Annotated in this window: 8 protein-coding genes; all 8 read left to right on the forward strand. The window is 64.5% G+C overall.

Annotated elements, in window-relative coordinates; translation table 11 throughout:
- Positions 1-50 precede the first annotated feature (50 nt).
- The gene (locus NE609_RS11665) at positions 51-2,036 is read left to right on the forward strand and encodes a fructose-1,6-bisphosphatase (RefSeq protein WP_256152591.1); all 1,986 of its coding nucleotides are present in this window, start codon (positions 51-53) and stop codon (positions 2,034-2,036) included.
- A 1,363-nt stretch (positions 2,037-3,399) separates the two neighbouring features.
- Positions 3,400-4,953 (forward strand): acyl CoA:acetate/3-ketoacid CoA transferase, encoded by a 1,554-nt coding sequence (locus tag NE609_RS11670; protein WP_256152592.1) that lies wholly within the window; start codon positions 3,400-3,402, stop codon positions 4,951-4,953.
- A gap of 126 nt (positions 4,954-5,079) precedes the next feature.
- Positions 5,080-5,577: a DUF177 domain-containing protein gene (locus NE609_RS11675; RefSeq protein WP_121586928.1), complete on the forward strand. Its 498-nt coding sequence runs from the start codon at positions 5,080-5,082 to the stop codon at positions 5,575-5,577.
- Positions 5,578-5,657: 80 nt separating this feature from the next.
- Positions 5,658-5,840, forward strand: coding sequence for a 50S ribosomal protein L32 (gene rpmF, locus NE609_RS11680; RefSeq protein ID WP_101548878.1), 183 nt, complete (start codon positions 5,658-5,660; stop codon positions 5,838-5,840).
- Positions 5,841-5,916: 76 nt separating this feature from the next.
- Positions 5,917-7,248, forward strand: a complete 1,332-nt coding sequence (locus tag NE609_RS11685; protein ID WP_256152593.1) for a DUF512 domain-containing protein — start codon at positions 5,917-5,919, stop codon at positions 7,246-7,248.
- Between the two features lies 1 nt (position 7,249).
- Complete coding sequence (gene der, locus NE609_RS11690) at positions 7,250-8,578, forward strand: ribosome biogenesis GTPase Der (protein ID WP_121586926.1); 1,329 nt, start codon at positions 7,250-7,252, stop codon at positions 8,576-8,578.
- Positions 8,579-8,610: 32 nt separating this feature from the next.
- On the forward strand, positions 8,611-9,270 hold the full coding sequence (gene plsY / locus NE609_RS11695) for a glycerol-3-phosphate 1-O-acyltransferase PlsY (protein WP_101548884.1): 660 nt from the start codon (positions 8,611-8,613) through the stop codon (positions 9,268-9,270).
- Between the two features lie 42 nt (positions 9,271-9,312).
- A complete protein-coding gene (locus NE609_RS11700) occupies positions 9,313-10,326 on the forward strand; it encodes an NAD(P)H-dependent glycerol-3-phosphate dehydrogenase (protein ID WP_121586925.1) in 1,014 nt (337 codons plus the stop codon).
- Positions 10,327-10,480: the final 154 nt, after the last annotated feature.

Here is a 10,480-nt window from a genome sequence, read left to right on the forward strand (position 1 = left end):
TTGTGTACGGCAGGCTTTCCTTCAGGAAGGCCGGAAGGAGGAGAAAACAGATGGACAAAGGGAGCGGACGGGTGAGCGACCTGCGGTATTTGCAGCTGCTTGCCAGGCAATACCCGAACACGCGGGCGGCAAGCAGCGAGATCATCAATCTCCAGGCGATCCTCAACCTGCCCAAGGGCACCGAGCATTTCATGTCCGACCTACACGGGGAGTACGAGGCGTTTTTACATATCCTCAACAGCGCGTCGGGCGCGGTGCGGGAAAAATGCGACATCCTCTTTGAAAACACGATGACGCGGGAGGAGCGCGCGCGGCTGGCCACGCTGATCTACTATCCCGAGGAGAAGCTGCGGGAGATCCACGAGACGGTCGGGGACATCGGGGAGTGGTATAAGCTCACCCTTCACCGGCTGATCGAGATCTGCCGGCTCGTCACCTCCAAATACACCCGGTCCAAGGTGCGCAAGGCGCTGCCCGCGGACTACGCCTACATCATCGACGAGCTGCTCAACACCAACTACGAGGTGCACAACAAAAAGGACTACTATGAAAACATCCTCTCGACAATCATCCATCTCGGCCGCGCGGAGGATTTCATCATCGCGGTGTCCGGGGTCATCAAGACGCTGATCGTAGACCACCTGCACATTGTGGGGGACATCTTCGACCGGGGCCCCCGCGCCGACATCATCCTCGATTCCCTCATGGCGCACCATTCGGTGGACATCCAGTGGGGCAACCACGACGTGCTCTGGATGGGCGCGGCCACCGGCAGCCGCACCTGCATCGCGACGGTGCTCAACAACTCGATCACCTACAACAACCTCGAGGTGATCGAGACCGGCTACGGCATCAGCCTGCGCCCGCTGGCGCTCTTCGCCAACGAGGTCTACCGCGACGTGGACGTCTCGCGCTTCCTGCCCAAGGGGCCGGTCGACGCGGCCACCTTCGACGCCAAGGACGCCGCGCTCGCCGCGCGGATGCACAAGGCGATCGCGGTCATCCTCTTCAAGCTCGAGGGGCAGATCATTTTACGCAACCCGGAATTCGGCATGGACGACCGGCTCCTGCTCGACAAGATCGACTACGCGAACCGCACCGTGCGGATCGGAGGGGCCGACTACCCTCTGCGGGACACCGAGCTTCCCACCGTCGACCGCGCGAACCCCTACGCCCTCTCCCCCGAGGAGGAGCGGGTCATGGCGCAGCTCAAGGCGGCCTTCCTCAGCAGCGAGAAGCTCCAGCGGCACGCGCGCTTCCTCTACACCAAGGGCGGGCTTTACAAATGCTACAACGGCAACCTGCTCTATCACGGCTGCATCCCGATGAACGACGACAGCTCCTTCATGGAATTTTCCATCGGCTGCGAAAAGCTAGCGGGCCGGGCCTTTTTCGACCACGCGGAGGCGCTGGCCCGGCAGGGCTATTACGCCCCCGAGGGCTCGTCCGAAAAACAGTCGGGCAAGGACTTTTTGTGGTTCCTCTGGTGTGGGCGCAACTCCCCCCTCTTCGGGCGGGACCATATCGCCACCTTTGAGCGGGCGCTCGTCCCCGATGAGACGACGTGGGTGGAGCGCAAAAACCCCTATTACTCCTACTACAACGACGCGGACGTCTGCATCCGCATCCTGCGGGAGTTCGGCCTGGAGGGCCCCCACTGCCACATCGTGAACGGCCATGTGCCGGTCAAGTCGAAGGACGGGGAGAATCCCATCAAGGCGGGCGGGCGGCTGATCGTCATCGACGGCGGCTTCTGCCGCGCCTACCAGCCGACCACCGGCATCGCGGGCTACACCCTGATCTACAACTCCTGGGGCATCCGCATCGCCTCCCACGAGCCCTTCTCCGGACGGGAAAACGCCATCCGCAACAACAAGGACATCGTCTCCACCTCGGTGGTGTTCGAGCGGATGGAATCCCGCATCAAGATCGCCGAGACCGACATCGGCGAGGAGCTTCGGCGCAACATCGAGGACCTCAAATGGCTGCTTATCGCCTTTAAAACCGGAGAGATCAAAGAGAGGAATTCCTATTGATTTTGAAAAGGCCGCCCTTTTGGGCGGCCTTTCCTTTTTTGATTTTCCGCTCTGCGGGCAGAGGCTTTTTTTGCGCCCCTCCAGGGCGCTTTTAGCCTTTTACGCGCCCCTCTGGGGCGCTTTGAAGGGGAGCCGCCTTCGGCGGCATAGATTGCCGGGTCCCGCCCCGGCGGTTTTAGATTTGCCGCGCTGCACCCGGCGGTGCTTAGACGGGAATTGCCGCTTTCCAAGCGGCAAGAAACACGAGCGCGTTCCGCCGCGCGCCGGTTTTGGTTTTCCGCCCTGCGGACGGACGGCCTTTTTCGCGCCCCTCCGGGGCGCTCCAAATGTGCCGCCTTCGGCGGCGGAGATTGCCGGGACCCGCCCCGGCAGGCGGGCCGACTTCTTGCGCGCCCAAGAAGTCGGCGGAAGAAGGGCGCTCAAGGGGACTTCCGCCAGTCCCCTTGAGAAACCCCCGTGAGTACCTTGCCATGACCCGCGAACTGCCGCCGCTCCCCACGGGTACACCAGCTGAAGGCTCAATTCAGGTTGCGGGCGCTCCCAACAACGCACACCGGATGGCTCGCCGAGGACGCACGGCGGAAAACAACGCCCGTTCCGGGCGTTCGCGCGCCCTGCGCGCGGGCGGCTGTACCGCCCGGTTTTCCGCCTCCCCGTGGGCGCTGCGCGCCACGCAAAAGCGGCCGTGCCTCCCCGAATGCACTTTCGGTACTGCTCCGGAGACTCTTGGGCAGAGGCATTGCGCCCGCGGCGCGGCGGCGGGCGGGATGCTGTAGGCTTGTTCGTTCATCCGTGGCAGGGCGCCGCCGACTTTGGCCGCAGGCCGACCGGAGGCGGCGCAGGGGTCAAGGGGGCGCAGCCCTCGTGCCCTTCTTTGGTTCCTTTCTTGGGCAAGCAAGAAAGGAACTCGCTGTCGGTCGACTACCGACAGGCCCTCCGTCCCCCGGGCGGAATATCCAAAACAGCCGTCGGTCGACTACCGACAACCTCCGCCGCTCGCCGAGCGGCAAATCCAAGACCGCTGTCGGTCGACTACCGACAAGTCCCTCCGCCCACTGGGCGGAAAATCTCAAACCACCGCCGGGGCGGGACCCGGCAAACCACACCGCTCGCTGAGCGGTAAATCTAAGCCCACTCCGGGGCGGGATCCGGCAGCTCCGCCGCTCCCCGAGCGGCAAATCCAAGGCCGCCGTCGGTCGACCACCGGCAAGCTACACCGCTCACTGAGCGGTAAACCTTAGAATGCCCCGCCGGGCGCAGCGCGGCAATCTCTTCCGCTCGATGGGCGGAAAAAACAAAGAGGTTGCAACCTCTTTACAGTTCAGGTACAATGGAGCGGTAACAACAGGAAGGGAGCCCCGCCATGTTCCAGATCATGACCCCGCAGGAGGCCGCCGCGCTCGTGCGCGACGGCGACACGATCGGCATCAACGCATTTTTGTCACTGGCCAATCCCTCGCGCCTTCAGGACGCGCTGGCCGCGCGCTACGCCGAAAGCGGCCACCCGAACGGCCTGACCCTCTACTGCGCGTCCGGCTTCGGCGGATGGGACGAGCGGCTGTGCGCCGACCCCTATATCGCGGCGGGCGCGGTCAAAAGCATCGTGGCGGGGCATTTCATGAGTATGCCGGCGGCGCTGCGGATGATCAGCGAGAACAAAATCGAGGGGTACAACATGCCGCTCGGCGTGATGGCGCAGATACAGCGCGCAGCGGCGGGACGGCAGCCGGGGGTGTATACCCGGGTGGGGCTCAATCTTTTTGTCGACCCGAGGCTCGAAGGGCCCGGCCTCAACGAGCGGTCCAAGGAGACCTGGGTGAAGCTGGTCGAGGTGGACGGGGAGGAACTGCTCTTCTACCGCGCGCCCAAATTCGACGTGGCGTTTATCCGCGGCACGGCCGCGGATCCCAACGGCAACATCACCTTTGACAAGGAGTGCGTCACCGCCGACGCCCTCTCGCTCGCGCAGGCGACCAAGGCGAACGGCGGCAGGGTGATCGTGCAGGTCGAAAGCCTGTCACCCGTCTTCACCCGGCCGCGCAACGTCATCGTGCCGGGGGTGCTCGTCGACGCGGTGGTCGTCTGTCCCGACCAGCACCAGATCATCCAAACCGACTACAACCCATCCCTCTCGGGGGACATCCACGTGCCGCCCACCCATATGGACTACTGGATGGGCCGCCTGCGGCTGTCGGGCAAGCGGGGGGAGCAGGCGGCGAACCTCTCGCATGAGATCATCGGCGCACGCGCCGCGAAGGAGCTGCGGGCGGGCGATGTGGTCAATATCGGCATCGGCATCCCCGAAACGGTCGGCCCGGCCGCGGCGCGGCGCGGGCTGCTGGGCTCCCTGACCCTCACCGTCGAATCGGGCGGCATCGGCGGACTGCCCGCGCCGGGGCTCGCCTTCGGCGCGACGATCGGCGCGGACGTCATCACCGACACCTCCCAGCAGTTCGACTTCTACGACGGCGGCGGGCTGGACATCTGCTTCATGGGCGGCTTCGAGGTCGGCAGCGACGGCAGCGTCAACGCCCACCGGCTCCCCGGCCGTCTGGCGGGGATCGGGGGATTTGCGAACATCACCCAGTCGACCGGGCGGATCGTCTTCTGCGTCAACTTCACGGCGGGCGGCCTGGAGGTCGCGGTGGAGGACGGGAAGCTGCGCATCCTGCGGGAAGGGCGGGTGCGCAAGTTTGTCAAGGCGGTGCAGAGCGTGAGCTTTTCGGCGCTCAACGCCCGCCGCTCCGGCCAGCGGGTGCTCTATGTCACCGAGCGGTGCGTCTTCCGCCTGGGGGAGCAGGGGCTTGAAATCTGCGAGATCGCGCCGGGGGTCGACCTGCGCCGCGACATCCTCGACCTGCTCGATTTCGACGCCGCGGTCGCAACGGATCTGAAGACCATGGAAATTGCCCTGTAATTTGTCCGCGCACCCTTGACATTCGCGGATGGAACGGTTATAATAATCTTCGTGACATTTGCGGGGGCACTGCGCCCAAATCCGCAGATGCGAACCCCGAAAACGCGACCGAACGGAGTGTGACGCATGAAGGTCGATCTCTCCAAACTGTTCGACAACCCGGGCGAGACGCAGGAGTTTTCCGCAGCGCTGGATCTCGGGGACGTCAGGCGGTGGGGAAGCGGGCTGTTCCACCAGCCTGTCAGGATCGCCGGCATCGCGCGCAACCGCGCGGGAATCGTGGACGTCGGCTATACGGTGGATTTCGTGCTCGAGACGGTGTGCGACCGGTGTCTTACGCCGCTCACCAGGCCCGGGCATCAGGAATTCTCGCACACGGTGGTTTTATCCCTGAACCGTGAGGACAACGATGAGTATATAGTAATACCGGACGGCAAGCTCGATTTGGCGGAGCTCGCGACCTCCGATATTCTCCTCGAACTCCCCACCTCGATCCTGTGCGGCGACGACTGCAGGGGGCTCTGTCCCAAATGCGGCGCAAACCTCAACGAGGGGGAATGCGGCTGCGACCGAACCGAGCGGGACCCCAGGCTGGACAAACTGCGGGAACTGCTGAAGGACTAGCTTTGTAACAAAAGCGGCGCCTGCTCCGGCTCACAGGCGCGGGTACCGGTAACATAACAGATTGAAGGGGGTGCCACAAGATGGCAGTACCAAAGAGAAAATCCTCGAAAGCGCGCAAAAACAAGAGGCGTTCCAACGTTTGGAAACTGGATGCTCCCGCATTCTCGAAATGCACCCATTGCGGCGAGCTGAAGGCTCCCCATAAGGTTTGCCCCAACTGCGGTTACTACAAAGACAGGGAAGTAATCAAGGTCGAGGCGTAAGAGCCGAAAGCGATGTGCGACGGAGGTGGAAGTTTTCCACCTCTTTTTTCTTGTTTCCCGAAGGAGGAGCGCCCCTATGCCAGTTCTCATCCAAACCGTCGCCCCCGGATCCCACGCCGCGCGCGCGGGCGTCCGCCCGGGCGACACGCTGCTCACGATCGGCGGCCGCCCCATCAACGACGTGCTCGATTACCGGTTCTACATGACCGACCGGCAGCTCGAGCTTTCGCTGCTGCGGGGAGGCGCGCCCTATTCGGTGCGCATCAAAAAGGCGGAGTACGACGACATCGGCCTCGATTTCGAGACCTACCTGATGGACAAACAGCACTCCTGCAAAAACAAGTGCGTCTTCTGCTTCATCGACCAGATGCCCCCCGGCATGCGCGAAAGCCTCTACTTCAAGGACGACGACAGCCGGCTTTCCTTCCTCTTCGGGAACTATATCACGCTCACCAACTTGACGGATGCGGATATTGACCGTATCATAGAGATGCACATCTCCCCCGTGAACGTGTCGGTCCACACGACCGACCCCGCGCTGCGGGTGGCGATGATGAAGAACCCCAACGCGGCCGGGTCGCTGCGCTACATCGAGCGGCTGGCGAAGGCGGGCATCCGCATCAACACCCAGCTCGTGCTCTGCCCCGGCTGGAACGACGGGGAGGCGCTTGCAAAAACGCTCGCCGATCTGGGCAAGCTATATCCGGGCGTGCAGAGCGTGGCCTGCGTGCCGGTGGGGCTGACCAAATACCGCGAGGGTCTGGCGGAGCTGCGGTCCTTCACCGCGGCGGAGGCGGGCGACACGATCGACCGCGTCGAGGCGTTCCAGCAAAGGATGCTGGAGGCGCACGGCGAGCGGGTGGCCTATCCGTCCGACGAGTTTTTCCTGCTGGCGGGACGCCCCATCCCGGAGGCGGGCTACTACGGCGAGTTCGCGCAGCTCGAGAACGGCGTGGGCCTGCTCTCCCTGCTCGAGGACGAGTTTTCCGACGCGTTTTCGGACGACGACGGGGAGGGGGCCGCGGAGGGCGCCTTCACGGTGGCCACCGGCAAGGCGGCCTGCCCGCTCATCTCGTCGCTGGCGCGGCGGGTGATGGACCGCTACCCGGGCATCGACATCCGGGTGCGCGCGATCGAGAACCGCTTTTTCGGTGAAAAGATCACCGTCGCGGGGCTGGTGACAGGCGTCGATCTCGCCGAACAGCTCGGCGGGGAGGCGCTCGGGGACCGGGTGCTGCTGCCGTCGGCGATGCTGCGGCACGAGCGGGACAAATTTCTGGACGACATGACGCTCGAGGCGCTCGAAGAGGCGCTCGGCGTGCCGGTGCTGCCGGTTGACAACGACGGATACGAGCTCTACGCGGCCATGACCGGCCGCGCGGGCGTCTCCGTGGCAAAGGAGGAATAGCATGTCCAAACCGCTGATTGCGATCGTGGGCCGCCCCAACGTGGGGAAATCGACCCTCTTCAATAAACTGGCGGGCGCGCGCATCTCGATTGTGCAGGACACGCCCGGCGTGACGCGCGACCGCATCTATTACGAGTGCGAATGGCGCGGCAAAACGGTGATGCTGGTGGACACCGGCGGCATTGAGCCCTATTCGGACGACCAGATCCTTTCGCAGATGCGCCGGCAGGCGCAGCTCGCGATCGATTCGGCCGACGTGATCATCCTCGTGGTGGATATCCAGTCGGGCGTGACGGCGAACGACCAGGACGTGGCGGTCATGCTCCAGAAGAGCGGCAAGCCGGTGGTGCTGGCGGTCAACAAGGCCGACCGGCTCGGCGAGCCTCCGCCCGAGTTCTATGAATTCTACAACCTCGGCCTCGGGGACCCGATCGCGGTGTCCTCGGTGCACGGACACGGAACCGGCGACCTGCTCGACGCCTGCTATTCGCACATCGATTTCGAGGCGCAGGACTCCTACGATCCCGAATATGTCCGCGTGGCGGTCATCGGCAAGCCGAACGTCGGCAAGTCCTCCCTCATCAACCGCGTGGCCGGGGAGGAGCGGATGATCGTCTCCGACGTGGCGGGCACCACCCGCGACGCGACCGACACGGTCGTGGAAAACGAGTTCGGCAAATACGTCTTCATCGACACGGCGGGCATCCGCCGCAAATCGAAGGTCGACGAGGAGATCGAGCGATACAGCGTGTTGCGCGCCTACATGGCGGTCGACCGCAGCGACGTGTGCGTCATCATGCTCGACGCGACGGTCGGCTTCACCGAGCAGGACAGCAAGGTTGCCGGCTACGCGCACGAGCAGGGCAAGGGCTGCATCGTGGCGGTCAACAAGTGGGACGCCGTCGACAAGGACGGCCGCACGATGCAGGAGTACCGCAAAAAGCTCGAGAACGACTTCTCCTTCATGTCCTACGTGCCCTTCATCTTCATCTCCGCCAAGACGGGCCAGCGGATCGACAAGCTCTACGAGCTGATCAATTTCGTCAACGCCCAGAACGCGATGCGCGTCCCGACCGGGCGGCTCAACGACATGCTCTCCTACGCGACGGCGCGGGTGCAGCCCCCCACCGACAAGGGCAAGCGGCTGCGCATCTATTTCTGCACACAGGCCTCCACCCGGCCGCCGACCTTCGTCTTCTTCTGCAACGACAAGGAGCTCTTCCACTTCTCCTACCAGCGCTACCTCGAAAACCAGATCCGTTCCACCTTCGGGATGGAGGGAACTCCGGTGCGCATCGTGGTGCGCGAGCGGGACGACGGCAAGAAATGACCCGGCAAATAACGCTATGAGGGTGTGATGGAATGAATACGTTTACTCCCGGCTTCTGGATCGCCGCGGGCGCGGCCGCGCTGGCCGCCTACCTGATCGGCAGCGTGAGCTTCGCGGTGATCGTCTCCCGCATCGGCGCGCAGGACGACGTGCGCAATCACGGCAGCGGCAACGCGGGCATGACCAACATCCTGCGCAACTACGGCAAGAAGATGGCCGCCCTGACCGCCGTCGGGGACTTCGGGAAAGGGGTGGTGGCCGTCGCCCTCGGCCGGATCATCTTCCTGCTGCTGGGGGTCACCGCCGTCGACGGCGGGTACATAGCGGGCTTCTTCGCGCTGCTCGGCCATCTCTTCCCCCTCTACTTCGGCTTCAAGGGGGGCAAGGGGGTGCTCACCAGCTTGGGCGTCGTGCTCATGCTCAACTGGAAGGTCTTCCTGCTGCTGGTGGTGCTGCTCGTCCCGGTGGTCTTCATCGTCAAGATCGTCTCCCTCACCGTGATCATCGGCTATGTGCTTTTCCCCATCTTCACGGTGGCCGTCGACCACTTCACCGGCAGGCCCTTCGGCTTCGACCTGCTCTTCGCGCTGCTGCTCAGCGGGCTGGGCGCGTTTATGCACCGCGAGAACATCAAACGCCTCCTGAACGGCACCGAATACCGTTTCGGACAGGATAAAAACAAGCAGGGCTGACCTTCCGGCCGCCCCGCGCAACGTGTATAAGGAGGAACCGCCATGGCAAACATCCTCATCCTCGGGGCGGGCGGCTTCGGGACCGCGCTCGCCGTCCTGTGCGACAAGTGCGGGCACCGGGTCACCCTCTACTCCCCGTTCCAGCAGGAGATCGAGACCCTCTCCGCAGCGCGGGAGCATAAAAAGCTGCTGCCCGGCGTGATCATTCCCGAATCGGTCGCGATGACCTGGCAGCTTCCCGCGCATTCGGACGCCGACCTGGTCATTGTCGCGACCCCTTCCTTCGCCGTACGCGGCGTCTGCGCCTCGGTAAAGGGGATTCTCTCCCCCGAGGCGGTCGTCTCCTGTGTGGCCAAGGGCTTTGAGCAGGAGTCGCTCAAGTCGCTGTCGGTCGTCATCGCGGAGGAACTGCCGCAGAACAGCGTCGTCATGATCTCCGGCCCCTCTCACGCGGAGGAGGTCGCGCGCGGCGTGCCCACGACGGTCGTGGCCGCCTCCCGCAACCGCGCCGCCGCGGAGTTCGTGCAGGACACGCTGATGAACCCCACCCTGCGCATCTATGTCAACGACGACGTCACCGGCGTGGAGCTGGGCGGCGCGCTCAAAAACGTGATCGCGCTCGCCTCGGGCGCCTGCGACGGGCTGGGGCTCGGCGACAACGCCAAGGCCGCCCTCATGACCCGCGGGCTCACCGAGATCGCCCGCCTCGGCGTGGCGATGGGCGCCTCGACCGAGACGTTCGCCGGGCTCTCCGGCATGGGCGACCTGATCGTCACCTGCACCTCGATGCACTCCCGCAACCGCCGCGCCGGCATCCTGATCGGCAAGGGCCGCACCGCGCGGCAGGCGATCGACGAGGTCGGCATGACCGTCGAGGGCTATACCGCCACCAAATGCGCCTACGAGCTCTCCCGCAAGCGGGGCGTCGAGATGCCGATCATCGAGCAGGTGTACGCGGTGCTCTATGAGGGCCGCAGCCCCGACGAGGCGATCCGCAACCTCATGGACCGCCCAAAACGCCACGAGTCGGAGGTCATCTGGCTGCTCAGCCGCTGAGAGGTTCCTTTGATTTGCCGCGCTGCGCCCGGCGAGCCTTTTACGCGCCCCTCTGGGGCGCTTTAGGGGAGCCGCCTGCGGCGGCATAGATTGCCGGGACCCGCCCCGGCGGGCGGGCCGACTTCTTGCGCGCCCAAGAAGTCGGCGGAAGAAG

The organism is Anaerotruncus sp. DFI.9.16 (assembly GCF_024461615.1).
Lineage (GTDB): Bacteria > Bacillota > Clostridia > Oscillospirales > Ruminococcaceae > Anaerotruncus > Anaerotruncus massiliensis.